The sequence below is a fragment of the Brevibacillus laterosporus LMG 15441 genome, from assembly GCF_000219535.2.
Lineage (GTDB): Bacteria > Bacillota > Bacilli > Brevibacillales > Brevibacillaceae > Brevibacillus_B > Brevibacillus_B halotolerans.
Window position 1 is genome coordinate 1,104,085 of record NZ_CP007806.1, and the last position, 18,493, is coordinate 1,122,577.

The 18,493-nt window shown below is 40.8% G+C and carries 15 protein-coding genes and 1 pseudogene; 6 read left to right on the forward strand and 10 right to left on the reverse strand.

Annotated elements, in window-relative coordinates; translation table 11 throughout:
- Window positions 1-137: 137 nt before the first annotated feature.
- From BRLA_RS05195 to BRLA_RS05220, 6 genes are all read left to right on the forward strand, one after another.
- On the forward strand, window positions 138-356 hold the full coding sequence (locus tag BRLA_RS05195) for a hypothetical protein (RefSeq protein WP_003335068.1): 219 nt from the start codon (window positions 138-140) through the stop codon (window positions 354-356).
- Window positions 357-438: 82 nt separating this feature from the next.
- Entirely contained in the window at window positions 439-1,545 is a 1,107-nt protein-coding gene (mqnC, locus tag BRLA_RS05200) for a cyclic dehypoxanthinyl futalosine synthase (RefSeq protein WP_003335067.1), read from the forward strand.
- Window positions 1,546-1,906: 361 nt separating this feature from the next.
- A complete protein-coding gene (locus tag BRLA_RS05205) occupies window positions 1,907-2,779 on the forward strand; it encodes an FMN-binding protein (protein ID WP_003335066.1) in 873 nt (290 codons plus the stop codon).
- A gap of 80 nt (window positions 2,780-2,859) precedes the next feature.
- Entirely contained in the window at window positions 2,860-4,740 is a 1,881-nt protein-coding gene (locus BRLA_RS05210; RefSeq protein ID WP_041751961.1) for an FAD-dependent oxidoreductase, read from the forward strand.
- A 131-nt stretch (window positions 4,741-4,871) separates the two neighbouring features.
- A complete protein-coding gene (locus BRLA_RS05215) occupies window positions 4,872-5,309 on the forward strand; it encodes a hypothetical protein (RefSeq protein ID WP_003335064.1) in 438 nt (145 codons plus the stop codon).
- Window positions 5,296-6,276, forward strand: coding sequence for a polyprenyl synthetase family protein (locus tag BRLA_RS05220; protein WP_003335063.1), 981 nt, complete (start codon window positions 5,296-5,298; stop codon window positions 6,274-6,276). The genes BRLA_RS05215 and BRLA_RS05220 overlap by 14 nt, the downstream gene beginning before the upstream one ends.
- A gap of 552 nt (window positions 6,277-6,828) precedes the next feature.
- Here BRLA_RS05220 and BRLA_RS25210 read toward each other — a convergent pair.
- From BRLA_RS25210 to BRLA_RS05275, 10 genes and pseudogenes are all read right to left on the reverse strand, one after another.
- Window positions 6,829-7,044 (reverse strand): annotated as a pseudogene (locus BRLA_RS25210) (IS5/IS1182 family transposase); the annotation flags it as partial.
- 387 nt (window positions 7,045-7,431) lie between these two features.
- Window positions 7,432-8,076 carry a hypothetical protein gene (locus BRLA_RS05235; RefSeq protein WP_003335059.1) on the reverse strand — a complete coding sequence of 215 codons (645 nt, stop codon included), beginning with the start codon at window positions 8,074-8,076 and terminating at the stop codon, window positions 7,432-7,434.
- 725 nt (window positions 8,077-8,801) lie between these two features.
- Window positions 8,802-10,142, reverse strand: coding sequence for a helix-turn-helix domain-containing protein (locus tag BRLA_RS05240; protein ID WP_003335057.1), 1,341 nt, complete (start codon window positions 10,140-10,142; stop codon window positions 8,802-8,804).
- A gap of 251 nt (window positions 10,143-10,393) precedes the next feature.
- On the reverse strand, window positions 10,394-11,266 hold the full coding sequence (locus BRLA_RS05245) for a UbiA-like polyprenyltransferase (RefSeq protein ID WP_003335056.1): 873 nt from the start codon (window positions 11,264-11,266) through the stop codon (window positions 10,394-10,396).
- On the reverse strand, window positions 11,241-12,695 hold the full coding sequence (locus BRLA_RS05250) for a menaquinone biosynthesis decarboxylase (protein ID WP_003335055.1): 1,455 nt from the start codon (window positions 12,693-12,695) through the stop codon (window positions 11,241-11,243). Before BRLA_RS05250 ends, BRLA_RS05245 begins: the two co-directional genes overlap by 26 nt.
- Before the next feature lie 27 nt (window positions 12,696-12,722).
- On the reverse strand, window positions 12,723-14,000 hold the full coding sequence (locus BRLA_RS05255; protein ID WP_003335054.1) for an aspartate aminotransferase family protein: 1,278 nt from the start codon (window positions 13,998-14,000) through the stop codon (window positions 12,723-12,725).
- Between the two features lie 27 nt (window positions 14,001-14,027).
- Window positions 14,028-15,962 carry a peptidase U32 family protein gene (locus tag BRLA_RS05260; RefSeq protein WP_041751965.1) on the reverse strand — a complete coding sequence of 645 codons (1,935 nt, stop codon included), beginning with the start codon at window positions 15,960-15,962 and terminating at the stop codon, window positions 14,028-14,030.
- Complete coding sequence (locus BRLA_RS05265; RefSeq protein ID WP_003335052.1) at window positions 15,946-16,776, reverse strand: energy-coupling factor transporter transmembrane component T family protein; 831 nt, start codon at window positions 16,774-16,776, stop codon at window positions 15,946-15,948. The genes BRLA_RS05260 and BRLA_RS05265 overlap by 17 nt, the downstream gene beginning before the upstream one ends.
- Entirely contained in the window at window positions 16,770-17,669 is a 900-nt protein-coding gene (locus BRLA_RS05270; RefSeq protein WP_003335051.1) for an energy-coupling factor transporter ATPase, read from the reverse strand. Before BRLA_RS05270 ends, BRLA_RS05265 begins: the two co-directional genes overlap by 7 nt.
- The gene (locus BRLA_RS05275; protein ID WP_236867758.1) at window positions 17,645-18,490 is read right to left on the reverse strand and encodes an ATP-binding cassette domain-containing protein; all 846 of its coding nucleotides are present in this window, start codon (window positions 18,488-18,490) and stop codon (window positions 17,645-17,647) included. The genes BRLA_RS05270 and BRLA_RS05275 overlap by 25 nt, the downstream gene beginning before the upstream one ends.
- Window positions 18,491-18,493 lie beyond the last annotated feature (3 nt).

An 18,493-nucleotide genomic window follows, 5' to 3' on the forward strand; every position in this document is an offset into this window, starting at 1 on the left:
TATAGCATGCTACAAGGTTATACGCACACTTGGGCAAAAAGGATTCAGTTTTTTCTCAATCTACACAGATAGTTGACGTTCTCAAACTTCTCTACTACTATTAAGATAAAAATTTTGAGAATTCCGAGGGATTGCATATGAAAGATATTGGTTCTGGAGTCATAATTTTCTATTCGCCAGATGGAAAGCGTCAAGAGCTTAAAGGAGAAATTGTAGTACGAGGGGATCGTGTCTCCGTAACGGAAATCATTCGCTTCAATGGTCAGCCGAATGGTGCACGTGAAATTAATTTACCTCTAGCAAACTGTGTCATTTATTGGGAACCGGAAGTTTACGAAGAGATTGGCTACGAATAGCACTATACTTCTAGCGTAGGCAGGAATTTAATTTTATGATAGGATGAAAGGTGGAATATGCACAGGATAGGAGGAATTCCTCTTGATTGATCATATATTGGACAAAGCTCTTCGTGGCGAGCGACTTCAATTAGAGGATGGTTTAGCCCTTTTTGCTTCTGATGAAATTGAGAAAATAGGTCATGCAGCGAATCAGATCATGCAAAAGTGGCATCCTGAACCGATCACGACCTTTGTCATCGGACGGAATATCAACTATTCCAATGTCTGTGATACCTATTGCCGTTTTTGCGCCTTTTATCGCCCGCCTGGCTCGAAGGAAGGCTATGTTCTTCCAAAAGAAACAATTTTCGAAAAGATTCAAGAAACAGTTGATGTTGGCGGAACAGAAATTTTAATGCAGGGTGGTACGAATCCTGATTTAAAACTATCCTATTTTACGGAATTGCTACGCGAGATTAAACAGCGCTTCCCGACCATTACGATGCACTCTTTATCTACAGCCGAGGTAGCTAAAATGGCTGAGGTCTCCAATGTATCAGTTGAAGAGGCCCTAAGACAGCTAAAAGAAGCTGGTCTAGATTCTTTGCCAGGAGCAGGCGGAGAAATTCTGGATAATCGGACACGTAAAAAGATTTCGCGTTTAAAAGGAACCTGGGAGCAGTGGGTGGATATCCAAAAAGCAGCCCACCGAGCAGGTCTGCCTGGAACGGCTACGATGGTTATCGGTTTTGGTGAAGAAATGGAAGAACGAGTGTTATCTTTGCTGCGCATTCGTGATGCTCAGGATGAGACAAATGGATTTAAGGCATTTATTGTCTGGACCTTCCAGCCTGATAATACCAACATGAAAGCTACGAAAAACACTCCAGAAGAGTATCTAAAAACATTGGCGATCAGCCGTTTGATGCTGGATAACATACCTAACTTTCAATCCTCCTGGGTAACAATGGGACCTGAGATCGGTAAACTGTCCTTGTCTTATGGAGCTAATGATTTTGGCTCGACTATGATGGAAGAGAATGTTGTATCAGCAGCGAAATGTGCTTACAAGGTAAATACAAACAAAATCCTAGAGTTAATCCGTGAAGCGGGAAAAATTCCTGCTCAACGCAATACCGCCTATGAAACTCTACGCGTGTTTCAAGAGAGCGAATGGGCAGAGACGGATTTTGTTATGCAAAATTAATGAGTATAGAGAATCGAATGAAAGCTGGCTTATTGATAGGTAATCGTCAGCTGAATTGATACAAAATGATAGAGAAAACTCGTCTTTTTATAGGACGGGTTTTTTGTATATGAAGATTGTATGACGTTTTAAAGCGTTTTCATGCTGGGAATATTCATATTTTTCATTCATTTATCTCGTAGATTAGAATAAACAAAATCGTTCTCCAGATTGTCAAAAAAAGGCCTGTTTTTTAGCCTAATTTAACATAAAAATGGAAATAAAAGGTCTTGATTATTTAGTTAGGAATGTTAGAATGATGGCGTAATGATATTTGTGTAATTTTTCACATGCGTGTGGAGAAAAAGGGAGGAGAAAGAAAATGAAAAAACTTTCACTGATGATGGCAAGTGTATTAGCAGTTTCTATGCTAGCAGGATGCGGTGCTGCTACACAACCTGCTCCTGACAAGAAAACAGAAACAGCCGCCCCGGCTAATGCAACGGATAAAAAAATGGCGGATGGCGTGTATTACGCTCAACAAAAAAATGCTGATGCGGATTGGAACTATGCAGTTGTACTGGATGTAAAGGATGGAAAAATTACCAATGTGAACTGGACTGGGATCAGTAAAGATGCGGGACCAGATAAAAAAACAGTATCTAAAGATGGCAAATATGGCATGAAGGAAAAAGCAAAAGCTCAAGCTGAGTGGCATGAACAAGCCGAAAAAGTAGAAAAATTCTTGATAGAAAAACAAGATCCAGCAGCAATTACAGTGGATAACGAGGGAAAAACTGATGCCGTTTCAGGTGTATCTATTAAGATAAATGACTTTACTGCTTTGGTAACGGAAGCATTAGCGGCAGGTCCACAACAACCAGGTCCTTATAAAGACGGTGCATACCATGCGGAACAGCCAGAATTTGAAAAAGATTGGAAATATACAGCGGACTTTACTGTGCTAAATGGTAAAATTGTTGCCGCGAACTGGAATGCAATCAACGAAAAAGGTGAAGCAGACAAGAAAACCCAGTCTAAAGAAGGCAAGTATGGCATGAAGGAAAAAGCAAAAGCACAGGCTGAGTGGCATGAGCAAGCAGCAAAAGTAGAACAGGCTCTAATTGAAAAACAAGACCCAGCGGCAATTACAGTAAATAATGAAGGCAAAACAGATGCGGTTTCAGGTGTATCTATTAAAGTAAACGATTTCGTGAAATTAGCCGAAGAGGCTCTAAAAGACGCGAAAAAATAAGGCAATTATGCATAGGGGGATTACCATTGCTGGTGAAAATCGTCAACGGGTAATTATCTATGGAAATGAGAGGACATGCTATGAAAAAAATAATTGTACTAGGCGGAGGTTACGGTGGTGTCCTGACAGCGAAAAAGCTGGCAAGCAAATTTAAAAAAGATACCGACGTCCAGATTACATTAATAGACCGTAAGCCATTCCACACTCTTCTAACGGAATTACATGAAGTAGCGGCTAATCGTGTTGAAGAGGACTCCATAAAAGTTGACCTGAAAAAGATTTTTGCAAAACGGAAGGTTGATGTGGTGCTTGATGAAATTTCCACGATCGACTTTGCTAGCAAAAAATTAGTGTCCGAGAATAGCACCTACGAATATGATTACCTAGTAATGGGGACAGGCTGTAAGCCATCCTTCTTTGGAATCCCTGGTGCAGAGCAGAATGCGTTTTCCCTTTGGTCCTTCGAGGATGCTGTTCACCTACGCGAGCAAATTCGCAGTATGTTTATTAACGCTTCAAAAGAAACGAATAAGCAAAAGCGTCAGGATATGTTGAGCTTTGTGGTAGTCGGTGCTGGTTTTACTGGCATTGAGATGGTGGGGGAATTGGCGGAATTCCGAGATGAATTATGCAAAACCTACGCAATAGAGCCATCTGAAGTACAACTACACGTTGCTGATATGGCACCAAAAATCTTACCCATTTTGCCTGACAAGCTCATTCAGAAGGCAGAGCGACATTTACATAAGCTAAACGTTAACATTATTACAAAAAGTAAAATTACGGGTGTTTCTCCAGATGGAGTTGAGTTGGGCGAGAGAGGATTGCTTCGCTCTAAAACAGTTGTCTGGACAGCAGGTGTCGAAGGCTCTGACCTATTGGAAAAGGTCGAATTAGAACAAAAGGGTCGCAAGCGTATCGTGGTTAATGATAAGCTACAGAGCCCTGAGCATAACAATGTGTATGTCGTAGGGGACAACATTTTCTTTATTCCAGAAGGTGAAGAGCGCCCTGTACCCCAAATGGTAGAGAATGCTGAGCATTCAGCTCCAATCGTTGCCCATAACATCTATGTAGATGTGAAAGGTGGTACACACAAGTCCTACAAGCCTACATTCCATGGCTGTATGGTATGTATCGGTAGCCGCTATGGTGTAGCTAGTGTAGGAGTGCCAGGAAAAATGTTCTTGATGAGCGGCTTCATGGCAATGTTTGTTAAGCACTTTATCAACATGGTATATCTGGTTCAAATTTGTGGTTTTAATAAAGTTTGGTCTTATCTCATGCATGAAATTTTCCATGTTAATAATAGACGCAGTTTCTTAGGCGGGCATTTTAGTAAACGATCCCCTAACTTCTGGTTAGTACCTTTACGTGTTTTGGTCGGCTCCATGTGGTTGTCAGAGGGCTTAGCGAAAATGAACAAAGTGCTAAAGGACCCTACTAACATCTTCTTAATACCGCCATCTCCAAAAGCGGTTGACGGAATTACGTCAGCCTCACAAGCCGTACAGGATGTGGCCCAAACGGTAGATACTTCTTCGGCTGCTTCAGCAGTCGCTACAGCGAAAGAAGCGGTACAGGCACTCCCCGTACCTGGGTTTATTGACAGTATGGTAAAAGGCTCAATGGATATGTTCTTCTACAATGCAGATGGAAGCTATACAGCATTAGCCTCTGTGTTCCAAACGATGATGGTCTTCGCTGAAGTAATATTTGGCGTATTGTTAATCATCGGTTTATTCACAGCTATATCTTCCATAGCTACAGTCTGTATGGGTTTAATGATTTGGTCTTCGGGAATGGCTCCATATGAGATGCTTTGGTACCTTGGAGGAGGTATTGCCCTCATTGGTGGTTCTGGAAGCACATTAGGCCTGGACTACTATGTATTACCGCAACTAAAAAAAGTGTGGAAAAAAATCCCGTTCGTCAAACGTTGGTATTTATACGTAGACTAATTGTATAACAAGATAGCTATATCATGGAATGGGGGAATGTGCTGTGAATTGTACATTCCCCTTCTTTCCACATATAGACCCATTAGATAGAGGGATACGAAAAAGAAAAGCGTGAGTAGGGGATGAGAGAGATGAATGGAATTCGGGAATCATTGCAGAAGCTAGAGAAGCAAATGTCACCACAAGCTGGCATCACGCTTGAAGTAGATAGGCGGCTGTTGGAGGAGATGGGACATCTGCTTGATTCATTTGAGCTTTCATCTGCACGCAAAGAGCATATATTTGGGTGCTATGTCCTGTTGCAGGCTGCTTTTCGCAAGCATAAAAAGCTGACATTCGACAATCCTTGTTTGACAAAGGATATTTTAGATGGTGATTATCTGCAAAGCTTTTATTATGAATATGCATGTAAGCATGGAGAAAAGGATTTCGTGAATTTTTTGGCTCCTATTCTAAAGCAAATTCAAATCCGTTTGATCCAAGGTAAATCAATAGAACGTATTCTCTTTCAACGCATAGAAAAATTCCTGACAAAAACAGAGCAGCAGGTGACTTATGAAGTTAGCTGACCAATTGCACATTAATCTAGACATGATTGATAAAGAGATGCTGCGCATAGTTCGGACGGATATGAGTTTGCCCATGCTTTCATCCATCGCTGGCAATATAAGTCGTATGATTTTAGCAGGGGGGAAACGATTACGCCCCATGATGGTAATGGTCGGCAGCCGTTTTGGTAGAATGGCAGACCCACAAAAAGTATTGCAGATGGCAGCTGTGACAGAATTTATCCATGTAGCTTCACTAATCCACGATGATGTGATTGATCAAGCAGATACGAGACGTGGAAAACCAACATTGCATGTGCTTACTGACATCCCCACAGCAATTCATACGGCTAATTATATGATGACGCGAGTAGCTGAGCTATTGAGCAAAATGGAGGATGATAGACACCCGTATCGGGAAGAGATTACTGGTCTATTAACCTCGCGACTTTGTTTAGGCGAATATCAACAGATGGCAAACCGATTTAATTTTGATTTATCCATGGATGCCTATTTAAGCAAAACGCGCAATAAAACAGCCGTGTTGATGGCAACCTGTCTAGAGATTGGAGCAAAGCTGGGACATGCAACCCCAGAAGTAACAGCTAAATTGGCGCAATTCGGTGATGATTTAGGTATGGCCTTTCAGATTCGCGATGATGTGTTAGATTTTACAGAGACATCAGAAGCGCTAGGAAAGCCAGCAGGCAGCGATTTAGCTAATGGCAATATTACGTTACCAGTTATGTATGCGTTGCAGGACGAGTGCTTGAGCAAGTGTGTACGCCAGCTCCATGAGCGATCCACACCGAGAGAAATACAAAATGTGGTCAAGCTGATTCGTGATAGCGACATTTTAGAAAGAGCAGACCAACTAGCAGATCAGTATTTGCAAAATGCGATGAAAATTGTCGGGGAGTTAACTGAGTTTGTGGCACATAAGGATTTGAGTGTGCTGATTGCGTATTTTGGGAAACGGAAGATGTGATAGCTACAAGACTAGTATTTTCTTCGTGTTGTATACCATTTTACTTCTTTTGTTTATTAAAGAAAAATAACAGATCAATGATGATTCCAAGTAGGATGTATGATACAAAATGTATAACATACCCTCCCAATAAAATTTTTCCTTCAATTTGATTATCATTTATTATCCAATCACGAAATGATTCCTTATAGATCATATAATCTAGAAGAGGGTTCAATCCAATTAATAATATATGTTTTTGGTCATTTCCATAAAAATCGTTTAAACAGACTATAATACTTAAAATTCCCAGCCAAAACCAAACTTTTTTAAAAATAACCATCTTTGGTATTCCTTCTTTCCTTTTTAATTAGCACTAATTTCATATGAGGAAAAAGAGACCGCATATAACCTATTACGGTCTCTTTTTTTTCTACCAGGAACCTTGTTTTAAGATACGACTTAACTCATCTGTATCATAAATATCATAAGGAGCGTATCCGCCTATAGCAGCAGTTGGATTTTGATCCCTAAAATTGATATCAGCACCATTGTAATATGCTTGTAATGAGGGATTGGCTGACGCATAGAGCTTATTCAAATAAATATTGAATAAATACGTCTTTATTAGCACAACAGGGGCGACACTCGGTCTCCCATTATCTTTCGAGTATTTGTCTTTTCAAGTTCATATATAAAACAATTTTACGAACTAAATGATCAGAAGGGACAAGGCTCCTTTAATGGAACAACGGACAGTTGGTAATGGGATTCTGCATCTAATATCATGGGGAGCTGGCAGATGGGGTAAGGGTTGCAAGTGGGTAGGAACCGCAGAATAAGTAATGTAGTTTGTGAATAAAAGTGTAACTTAAATCCAAATAACAAGACAAACGTCAGAATACAAGAGACTCTGACGTTTGTCTATTTAAAAGTTACTATCGGGACACGATCTGTAAATCGTATTTTAATTTCCTACGATTTTTTCTTTATTTCTTTAAACCCACGATACACATTTACTAAAGCTGATATTCCTAATAAGATTAGTAACATTGGATTTATTGGGGTTACTTCAGAATTGAAATATAAGTAACCTAATAAAATAAACAAGACGACAGCTGTAAAAAAAGATGCCATAGTATATTCTCTCCCTCCAGCTATCTCTTTAAGTAATTACTATCTACCATAGATCGATATAACTACTGGTAGCCAAGCTATATCGACGTTTACACCTCTACCTTCATTTTTACTATTAAGTTTCTTTGCGAACTTTGCATTTCCCCATGACATAATAGCTCCAGCAATAGCGGCGCTTTGTCCACCCGGGACGAGTCCAGCGATTGCTGACGCTAATGCCCAATCGGTGGAATATTCTTCACACAAAGATGCGAGTTCTTTTGTTTCTCTATTGTTGTATTGCAGTGATATTCCCCACCAAAATTCTTCGTGACTAAATTGAGGATGTACTAAGTCGGTTTTTACTAATTGGTTATTTTGTATCTGATAGTCTCCGCTAGTTAAAGCGTTATTGATGTTTTCAACACCACGTTCGAAAATACTATACGCTTCCTCACCAATTAGTTCTTTAGCTTTAGGATCGAGATGTAGTAAATTGTCTTTACCTAAGGAGACATATTGCCCCATGTCAACTTTTATACCTGCTAACAATGAGAGACCTTCTTTGTCCATCTTCACTTGAACATATTGTTTTTCTTGCTCGATCGACAGGTTAGAGTCAGTGTTATTTGAAGCTACTGCTGGAACGATACCCATTGATAGCATGGCTACAGATAATACTCCAGTTAATATTTCCTTTTTCATACATAACACTCCTTCTACAATATACCAAACTAATTGAAAAATTACAAATATTCAATTTATCATCTTGTGAAATTCAGCGTGCGTATTGGAAATTCTAGTTGTCCTCAATGAATAGCTGAAAAACGGCTTTATAATTATTACCCCTACTGGGCTTTGTAAAGTTTCCCGTACAGCCTTATTCAGATCGACCAACTAGCGTCTTCTAGGTTCTGAAAGAACGATATATTCATCTAGTTGTTGGTTCAGTTAGTACGGATGGGTCTACTAACGAGCCTTTTTTGAAATACAATATTGCTAATTCTTGGCGTAGGACTTCAATGAGCTTCTGTAAATCATTTTCCATTGGGAATTTTCTGATTTCATATTCTGTAAGTGAGTGTTAAAATGTTCTTGAGTAACATTTTTTGTTGCTCAAGGTGGGGGTGTTCCCGTAAGTTTAGCGACAGTGGGAACGCCCTTTTGTATCATCATAAAGCAAAAGGTAATAACAATCACACCTCCTTTTATCTTGTGTATTAATTTACCATAAGTTGCAGAAACTACCTCAAAATGACGAAAGTGAAACGTTCGATATATTTCGACAAAATAGCCCAAAAAAAGAACACTGCTGACAGTGTTCTTTAAGCCTTAAAAGTTAATGACCAGGATTATCAGTATATACCTTGATACTACTGTAGACTACATGATCTTCTGAGTTACTGAAAATTGCGACAGCGAAAAGAGAGCTACATAATACCAGTGAAGCAGTCATCAGTACAGTTAAACGTTTCTTCATTTTTACCTCCCCTTTCATCACCATTATTTACTATATTATACACTTCCTGCATTTCTTTAAGAAGTCCTAAATTCATTTCTTTGCCTTGTTCACAATGATGGGTATGAATATCTTCGGCACATTCAACGATATCATTTAGAGCATTTATTTTACTGAAATAATTCATACCTTGAAGATAGGATTCCATACCCTCATCAAACAAGCCACGACCTACAAGAAGCGAACCTTTATTCTTGAAATATTTCCCCAGTTCGGATAAGTGATAAACATTATTAAAGTCAAGTGAAAAATTTTTCTCCTCTCGTTCTACAATCTCCTGAACTGAATTTACATCATTGATACTGAGTAGCACCTCCACTAGTTGATTAACTCTGTGCAAACGATTGTTGTCTTTTGCTTCTTCTACACATTCTCTCAATAATGGAACTGCTTCCTGATATTGTCCGGTTTTTGCGAGAATAATTGCACGCAAATACTTTATTCGCTTCAAGATAAATTGATAGCCTAATTGTTCATAAATTTGGAGATGTTTTTTCATTTCTTCAAATTTATTTGTATAGAAATATGAATTACAAATCGCTAGAGCAACTCTTTCTTTTAGCTCATTGTTTGTTGAGTCTTTGGCATGACCTATTTTACCTAACTCTACACATTTGTCGTACTTTTTAATATTATGTGCGTGAAGTGCCATTCTATAGTAGAGAGTAATTTTTTCTTCATGGGAAAGAAAATCCGCATAATGCAAAACCTCTTCCCCAACTTTGAACGATTCCTCTAAATGTTTAAGCTCTTCTCTCTCGATCATATACTTTTGATATAATCCTTTGGCTATGTATTGCGACTCCCCATGCGCTCTAGCATATCTGATTATGATATTATAAAGGGTTATCATGATATCCTTTTTCCGGAAAGTTTCGGTTATTCTAAATAAAACTTCTAATGATTCAACAGAATCCTTTTTTGAATTCTCAAGGAACTTTACTGCAACTTTCTCCATTAAATCAGGTTTAGAAATTTCAGCGACTTCCATTAAAAAGTCATGTAATATTCCGAATCGGTGTTCAACTTTTATATACCCTTCAATTATTTCCTCATAAGGAATGTTTAAAACATCTGCGATTGGTTTTAAAGTTCGTAACTCTGGGCGCTTAGTCTCACCATTTTCAATTTTTGAAATAACTCCCTTACTGATACCAGTTATTCTGGAAACTTCCGACAAACTTACACCTAACTCTTTTCTTTTTTCCTTTACCAGTTCCCCCAGCGTTGTGAAAGTTAAACTTTCAGCCATGTTAAGTAATTCTCCTTCCCGAAATTAATAAAACATGATATTTCTTAACATTCTAACTTAAATGTATAATTATGTAAATGCGAATAAAATTATGTAATTGTTCTCTAAAAATATCTTTTAAAAAATTCGGAAAGATCAATAGAGGAGGTAGAGGAGAAGATTAAAAACTCTCTGGAGGCCGTTTAGTGGTTCCCTTTCCTACCTTGACATCTAAAAAGAGCACCGCAATCCCCCTGAGAGTTTTCAATAAATTAGCTCATCATGTAAAAATCAACTAAGGTGCAGATCAAAATAACCATACTAATTACTTGATTCAGTTTATAGGAGGCCACTTTCATGAGGCTTCGATTAGCAGGTTTGATTATTTTATGCTCGGTTAAAAGCAGTACGGTCGAGATTGTTAAGCCCACTAGGTAAACAAAGCCCAAATTTTGATAGAAAAATAGGAATAACAGCAGTAGAATCATGATGAAATGTAGGCCTCGTGCGATCCACAGTGCTGTTTGCAGTCCAAAATAGCTTGGAATAGACCATAGCCCTTCCTTGCGGTCAAATTCAATATCCTGCGTAGCGTAAATGATGTCAAAGCCAGCAATCCATAGCATCACGATGGTCCCCAGTACAAATGGTACAAATGCAATCTCACCGGTTACTGCAAACCAAGCCCCAATGGGAGCAGATGCGATGGTAAAGCCTAAATATAAGTGGCTCAGCCACGTAAAGCGTTTCGTGTAAGAATAAGAAGAGATCAATAAAATGGCTACGGGCGACAATAGCAGACACAACGGATTTAACATAGAAGAAGCAAAAATAAAGACTGCATAGTTTATGAGAATAAAAGTGATCACTTCTTTTTCGTGTAACAAGCGTTGTGGCAGATGGCGATGGCTTGTGCGTGGGTTTTTGCCATCAAATTCTTGATCCACGAGACGGTTAAAGGCATTAGCTCCATTTCGCGCCGCTACCAATGCCACCAACGACCAAATCAATACCTGAGCGGGGGCCAGTCCCTCGGCTGCCCATACCATTGCAATGATGGCAAAGGGGAGCGAGAACAATGTGTGGGAGAACATAACAAGCTCTCCGAACATGCGGGTTTTATGAAGGATCGTTTTCAAAACCATACTCCCTCCATTTCGCATCGACCATGCTCTTCACTTCGTCAGACATCTCTATATCATCGGGCCATTCGCGTGTATGACCTTCACTTGGCCATTTCTTAGTAGCGTCGATACCAAGACGGTGACCATAGTAAGCGGTTGGAGAAGAGTGATCGAGAGCATCCAGAGGGCCCTCTGTTATGACAAGGTCTCTTTTAGGATCGATATTGTTAAACACTTTCCACATTACTTTGGAAACATCGTGAGGGTCTATATTTTCATCTACTATGATAATCATTTTGGTGTACATCATCTGCCCCATGCCCCACAAGCCATACATGACTTTTTGAGCGTGTTTCGGGAATGCTTTTTTGATTGAAACAATAGCGCAGTTATGAAACACTCCCTCAAATGGTAAATGCATATCCACGATTTCTGGTAGCATCAATTTCATTAATGGCAAAAATACACGCTCTGTAGCTTTTCCTATATAGCAATCCTCCATAGGTGGTTGACCCACAATTGTCGTGGGGTAGATCGGCGAGGTACGGCGTGTCACCTTCTCCACGTGAAAGACTGGATACATGTCCGCTAGTGAATAGTAGCCCGTGTGATCACCAAAAGGGCCTTCCAAGCGCCTTTCATCTAATTCCACATAGCCTTCCAAAATAAATTCGGCTTCTGCAGGAACATATAGCTCATTTGTTATGCATTTCACAACCTCGATCGGTTTCTTGCGCAGATAACCAGCAAATAGCATTTCATCAATCATCTTTGGCAAAGGAGCGGTAGCCGAGTAGATTAATGCCGGGTCCCCACCGAGTGCGACTGATACAGGCATGCGTTTATACCCTAATCTGCGATATTTTTCATAGATTTCTTTGCCGTCCTTGTGTAAATGCCAATGCATACCTGTCGTGTTTTTATCATAAACCTGAAGACGGTACATCCCCATGTTTTGTTGTCCTGTTTCAGGGTCCTTCGTAATTACCAATGGTAGTGTAACGAATCGACCTGCGTCCTTTGGCCAACAATGAAGAACGGGAAGCTGTGTCAGGTCAGGTTCCTCTATTACCTCCTGGCAAGGAGCAGATGCTACTTTTTTAGGAAAAATTTTGGATAGCTTGTATAGGTCAGGGGCCATTTTGAGCTGATTCCATAACCCCTTGTAATTAGCCAAATCCATGAAATTTTGCATTTCTTCTGCAACCTGATCATAATCCTGCACGCCTAAAGCCATGTTCATACGTTTATCCGTCCCCATGCTGTTAATTAACACTGGGTACGGAGAATTTTTTACGTTGGTGAACAATAAAGCCTTGCCATACTGTTTGGAAATACGGTCAGTAATCTCCGTAATTTCTAAATAACTATCCACTTGAGTGTCAATCGTGTGAAGCTCCCCCTGATCCTGTAGGTCTTTTATAAACGCGCGTAAATTATCGTATGCCACAGTATGCTCCTCCAGTAAGTTTAGGTATTAGAGTAATCGTTTGAGGGTGTCTGCTAATGCCTCCAGCATGTTTGTAATATCTTGTTCGGTGATGACTAGGGGAGGCTGGAAGGCGATTACGTTACGATTTACACCATTCTTTCCAATGATAAAGCCACGATCTTTCATTTCCTCTAAAATGGAATCAACAAGAGGAGCTGCTTTCTCAGGTTCATTGGCATAAAGCTCCATACCGATCATCAGGCCAAGACCGCGGACATCCGTAATAGCTGCTCGATAAGCTGTCTGAATGAAAAGCAACCCTTCTTTTAACTGCTTACCAAGCTGTTCTGCACGAGCTATTAGTTGTTCGTTCTCAATATAGGAGAGGACAGCGAGAGCCGTCATAGACGAAACGGGATTGCCTCCAAGCGTTGAAGCAGAAGGGCGGTTATAATGAGCCGCAATTTCGTCAGTTGTGGCAAAAGCGGCAATTGGCACGCCATTCCCTAACGCTTTTGCCATAGTTAAGATATCTGGAACAATGCCGTAATGATCAATGGCGAACATTTTGCCTGTACGGCCAAACCCAGTTTGTATTTCATCTGCGATCAACAGGACATGGTGCTTCTCCAATAGCTTCTTTACCTCCGTGAAGTAAGAGAGCGGGGCAGGAACAATACCGCCATTGCCTTGCATAGGTTCTACAATCATGGCAGCGATGCGATCTCCTTTTTCCTCCAGCACCTTCCGCAGAGCTGATAGAGAACGTTCTACTGCTTCTTGTTCATTCAGATTAGGATCATAAGGGCGAGGAATAAAACTGACTCCTTCCTCTAAATAGTTGTCAGAACGCCACATGGGTATGCCGGTTACGCTCATGGTTAAGAATGTCCGGCCATGTAAGCCATATTCCAATGCGATAAATTCCTTTTTGCCAGTAGCGAGACGAGCGAGTGTTAAAGCAGCCTCATTTGCTTCCGAACCACTGTTTACAAAGAAGGTTCGCTTCATATTTCCAGGCAGGACGCTTGCCATTTTTTCAGCCAGCGCTACATTTGGTTCCGTTAAATAGATGGTGCATGTATGCTGTAATGTTTCCAGTTGCTTGATCGTTGCCGCCGTAATTGCCGGATTGCAATGGCCGCATGCGACTACGGACACCCCAGAGAAAAAGTCTGTATACGCTTTGCCGGTGCTGTCGTATAAATATTGCATGTCACCTCGTACTAGCTGAGGGGGTCTTTCATAGAAATGAGCGGTGCACGGATAGAAATATTCTTTGCGCTTATCTAAAATGCCAGATGGGCCTAAGTACGTAGTCATATCTTTTTGCTCCTTTTTATAAATGGTTTAGTCAAAGGATAGGGTGCCAAGCGTATATCCTGCATGGACAGGAATTGCTCTTTCGTAGATATGCATAGATCGTTGTGGCTGCTGTAAAGCCTCCCGATACATACGGATAATGCTTTGTAATTGCTCAGTCGTATAGCTAGCGCCCTCAATACGGAAATGACTAACACCAACAGCCAGTAAGTCTTTTACTAGGGGCAGGAGACAAAGCTCCTTTGCTGTGGTCAAATGATTTCGTCCAAACTGATCGCAATACACAGGATTTTCGCCTTTATCTGTTAATAAAACGAGATATTTGTTATCCACATGTTTGTTATCCTCTTGGGCAATTGGCTCCAGCACACGGGTATTTGCATATAGATCGTGCTCTAGGTACATCACAACAGGGGTGCCATGCACTAATACTTCAACAGGCAATGGTGAATGCAAAATGAGCTCGGCTAGGTTTTTCTGCTTCAGCTCAATGGAAGCGAATGCACGTGTCAATCCGAATTGTTGATAAAGTTCAATTGCTTTATGGTTATACAGGTTAAGTGATAAGTCTCCAATCATTGGCAGATGATATGGTTTATATGTATACATAGCTCCAATATTCGTAGCTACAAGCCCGTCTATTTCTACATCTAATGTAGATAAGAAATGATTGTATTGATCAAATTGCAGACCAAACATCATGCGTGGCATACCCAAGTAAATCTTGCTGTCGCCTTTTATAGCTACAAGGTGTTTTATCTGTTCTTTCGTAAATGGCAGATCAGGCAAGAAAACATCTCCAGCTAAATAGATGTGCTCCACTCCCTCAGCGATCGCCATTTCCGCCTGCTCCTGATTGTTTACACGAACACATAATTCTCCCTTTGCTTTTGCAGAGGATGATGGGTACTGATATTCTTGGAAAGCGTTTTGTAGTGCTTCTATGCGTTGATCACGAATTTCGCGTTCTTCTGTTGGTGTACTAAAGACTTTTCCCGTGCTATAAAATTTACCCGTACCCTCGTAGCGTTGATTAATGTAAGCAAGTCCAGGCGTACCAAAGGCATATCCTGTACTAAAGTCCCGTTTACGATTTTCAAATAAGCTTTGTTTATCTTTGCAACGATCAAACCCGATTGGATCTTGGATGTAACGATCAATAGCATCGCCGTAGCTGTTGATTAGCGTAACTAGAAATTCCGCGTCTCGCATGCGACCTTCCATTTTAAATGAAGTAATTCCAGCTTCAATTAACTCTGGTATATGCTCGTACATGTACATATCCTTAGCTGCTAGGGGATATTCTGTTGGGTAGACATAGCCATCCTTCTTCACGCGGTAGTCCCACCGGCAAGGCTTCATACACCGTCCACGGTTACTGCTGTTACCAAATAGCATTGAGCTGAATAAGCAGTTCGCACCATGAACCGTACACATATCTCCATGCACAAAGTATTCAAATTCCATTTTGGTCAAGGCTTGTAGCTGTTTAGCTGTTTGCAAATCCATTTCACGGGATGCAACGATACGTGTTACACCCAATGTTTGTAAGGCTTTGATCATTTCTAAATTGTGTACATTCATCATGACAGAGGAGTGGAGAGGTACTGTTAGCTCTTGTTCCTGAATTAATGGGAAAATGGCCATATCCTGAACAATGAGAGCATCTGGGCGAATGCTGTCGAGAAAGCGTAGATATGTTTTCGCTTCTTCCAGATCAGCCTCGTCAAATAAATTATTTACCGTAATATAAACACGCTTCCCCTTTTCATGGGCGATTTGGATAGCTCGCTCCAATTCCTCATGAGTCAGGTTATAGCCTTTACGCATCATTCGCATATTAAGGACGGGTCCGCCGCAATAGATCGCATCGCAATTGGTTTCTACAATTGTTGTAAAAATCTCAAATGTTCCAGCAGGTGCTAATAATTCAATTTCTTTGCCATTAAAATAACGAGCCATAGGTAAGACCTCCACAATCATTTAAAATGAATCCTACAAGGATATTTATTGCCAGCAACAAACCTAAAAAGATCGAATCTTGGCGCTTCCACTTCAACATTTCATACGGGATTCGAGGAGCGCCTAGCACATACCCGCGAGCTTCCATCGAATAGACCAGGTCTTCTGCTCGGCGAAATGAGCTTACGGTAACAGGCACCAACAGCGATAAGAGCATTTTGCCTTTTTCACGCCAAGGCAAATCGGCTACATCGGCACCACGGGAAGCCTGAGCTTTCATGATTTTCTGTGTTTCTTCAAAAATGGTTGGGATAAAGCGCAGAGAAATGCTGATCATTAACCCTAGTTTTTCAGGCGAGATGCCAGTAAAACGAAAGGGCTGTAAAATTCCTTCCACCCCTTTTGCTAACGATAAAGGTTTGGTTGTAAAGGTTAATAAAGAGGTGAATGCGAGTAATAAGATCATGCGCCAAGCTGTCATACAGGCAAGGCGTACTCCTTCCGCATAAAAAGAAAATGGGCCGATGGATAGCAAAAAGTGCCCTTCCTTTATAAAGAAAAGCTGGAACAAAAATAAGAATAAAATGAGAAACCGTAACGGTTTGACAGCTTTTACGAAAAAGCCAAAAGGTATTCGACTACTTGCCATAATGCCTATAGCGAATAGAAAAACAGCTATGCTTGCAAGTAAGGAATTAGTCATCATAATTAAAAGAACAAACAGAAACATCCCGAGTAGCTTGGAACGCGGGTCTAAGCGATGAAGCCAGCTATTTGTGTCAATGTAGCGTCCAAACATCACTTTGTTTAACATGATGGATCACCCGCTTGTTGTTTCTTATCTTCCCGAAGATACATCTTACGTTCCCCAAGATACCTAGCCCAGCCCTGTACGGATTGATCTGTAGGTAACGGGAGTTCGGGAAATCTTTGGCGAAAAGCGTGCTGAAAACGAAGCTGAGCAGGAATCGTAATCCCGAGTGTGGCCAAAATATCTGTTTGCTCACGTAACTCATGTGTCTCACCTTGAAAGGCAACTTTGCCCTCCTGCATAATGACCACCCGGTCGCAGTAAGATAGAACTTCCTCCAATCGATGAGTTACCATGATAACGGTCTTGTGCTCCTGTTTACATAGATGATGCAAAAGCTGTAGAAGCTCATGCCGACTTTTACAATCCAAGGTAGCGGTTGGCTCATCTAATACAAGGATGTCCGGGTTCATAGCGAGTATAGAGGCAATAGCGACTTTACGCATTTGACCACCGCTTAATTGAAACGGATTCTTATCTAAAAGCTCTGTATCTAAATTCACTTGATGTAGAGCCTGAACTGCTAATGCTCTTGCTTGTGAGGGGGAAGCCCCGTAGTTTTTGGGGCCAAACACAATTTCCTTCTCTACTGAATCAGCAAACATTTGATGCTCTGGAAATTGAAAAATAAGTCCAACGCGTTGCCGAAGCTGGCGAATCCCTTTTTTCGAACGGTGCGGGGTAATTACATGATCAAGAATGTGAACGTGCCCCTTCGTGGGTAATAAAATGCCATTCATATGCTGTAATAAGGTTGATTTTCCACAGCCGCTAGGCCCGATAATGGCTGTAAACGAGCCGCTAGGAAATCCTACATCGATATTGTCCAAAGCAGTTTCCTGAAACAAATTTCCAAGTTGATACGAGTAGGTTACTTCATGAAAGTGAATCGCCATAAGTCCTCCATCAAAGCTTGTTCGTCTGAATGAACAGGTATTTCTGGATGTAAATCATGAATCAACTGACTTACTGCCAAAGTAAAAGGCAAATCGAGATGGCAAGCAGCAATCCAATCTGGTTGGGAAAATAATTCAAGGGGTGTAGTGTCAGCCAGTAATCTCCCACCAGATAGAGCTATTACTCGATCAGCCGCTAAGATTTCTTCTGCATCATGGGTGATGGACAAGCTTGTGTAAGCGCCTTCTAAATGTAATTCATCGATTAATTTTCCGATCTGGTTTTTCGCTGTTTCATCAAGCATTGAGGTAGCCTCGTCAAAAATGATGATCCCGGGCTGCATGGCAAGTATGGAGGCGATCGCCACTCGTTGTTTTTGTCCACCAGATAGCTCATCTGGATGTTTATGTAAAAAAGGCGTAATATGTAATTTTTCAGCGTAGTGGGTTAATCTATCGTGCATAACAGAGCGTTCCAAGCACATATTTTCTAAACCAAACAGAATATCATCAGCAACGGTTGTTCCAACAAATTGATTTTCAGGATTTTGAAAGACCATGCCAATCTGCCGGCGAATACTCGGCAAGCTGTCATCCGATAAAGCTTGCCCTCCCACACTAATTTCTCCTTGCGTATGTCGAAGCAGACCATTCAGCAATTTAACTAAAGTGGACTTTCCACACCCGTTATGCCCTACGATGGCGACGCGTTCCCCTTGCTTGATTTGCAAAGAAATATCTGTGAGAAGCGGAGGCTGATTTGGAAATTGAAACGAAACCGATTCAAGCTGAATCAATGGTTGCTGGGACAACGCCTTCACCTG

Excerpts from the sequence above, each read along its gene's own strand:
- BRLA_RS05205 (WP_003335066.1), top strand. The coding sequence starts at position 1,907 with ATGAAAAAACTTTCACTGATGATGGCAAGTGTATTAGCAGTTTCTATG.
- BRLA_RS05255 (WP_003335054.1), bottom strand. The coding sequence starts at position 14,000 with ATGACTACGTACTTAGGCCCATCTGGCATTTTAGATAAGCGCAAAGAA.
- BRLA_RS05240 (WP_003335057.1), bottom strand. The coding sequence starts at position 10,142 with ATGGCTGAAAGTTTAACTTTCACAACGCTGGGGGAACTGGTAAAGGAA.
- BRLA_RS05265 (WP_003335052.1), bottom strand. The coding sequence starts at position 16,776 with ATGTTAAACAAAGTGATGTTTGGACGCTACATTGACACAAATAGCTGG.
- BRLA_RS05235 (WP_003335059.1), bottom strand. The coding sequence starts at position 8,076 with ATGAAAAAGGAAATATTAACTGGAGTATTATCTGTAGCCATGCTATCA.
- BRLA_RS05245 (WP_003335056.1), bottom strand. The coding sequence starts at position 11,266 with ATGGTTTTGAAAACGATCCTTCATAAAACCCGCATGTTCGGAGAGCTT.
- BRLA_RS05220 (WP_003335063.1), top strand. The coding sequence starts at position 5,296 with ATGAAGTTAGCTGACCAATTGCACATTAATCTAGACATGATTGATAAA.
- BRLA_RS05210 (WP_041751961.1), top strand. The coding sequence starts at position 2,860 with ATGAAAAAAATAATTGTACTAGGCGGAGGTTACGGTGGTGTCCTGACA.
- BRLA_RS05195 (WP_003335068.1), top strand. The coding sequence starts at position 138 with ATGAAAGATATTGGTTCTGGAGTCATAATTTTCTATTCGCCAGATGGA.
- BRLA_RS05215 (WP_003335064.1), top strand. The coding sequence starts at position 4,872 with ATGAATGGAATTCGGGAATCATTGCAGAAGCTAGAGAAGCAAATGTCA.
- BRLA_RS05270 (WP_003335051.1), bottom strand. The coding sequence starts at position 17,669 with ATGGCGATTCACTTTCATGAAGTAACCTACTCGTATCAACTTGGAAAT.
- BRLA_RS05260 (WP_041751965.1), bottom strand. The coding sequence starts at position 15,962 with ATGGCTCGTTATTTTAATGGCAAAGAAATTGAATTATTAGCACCTGCT.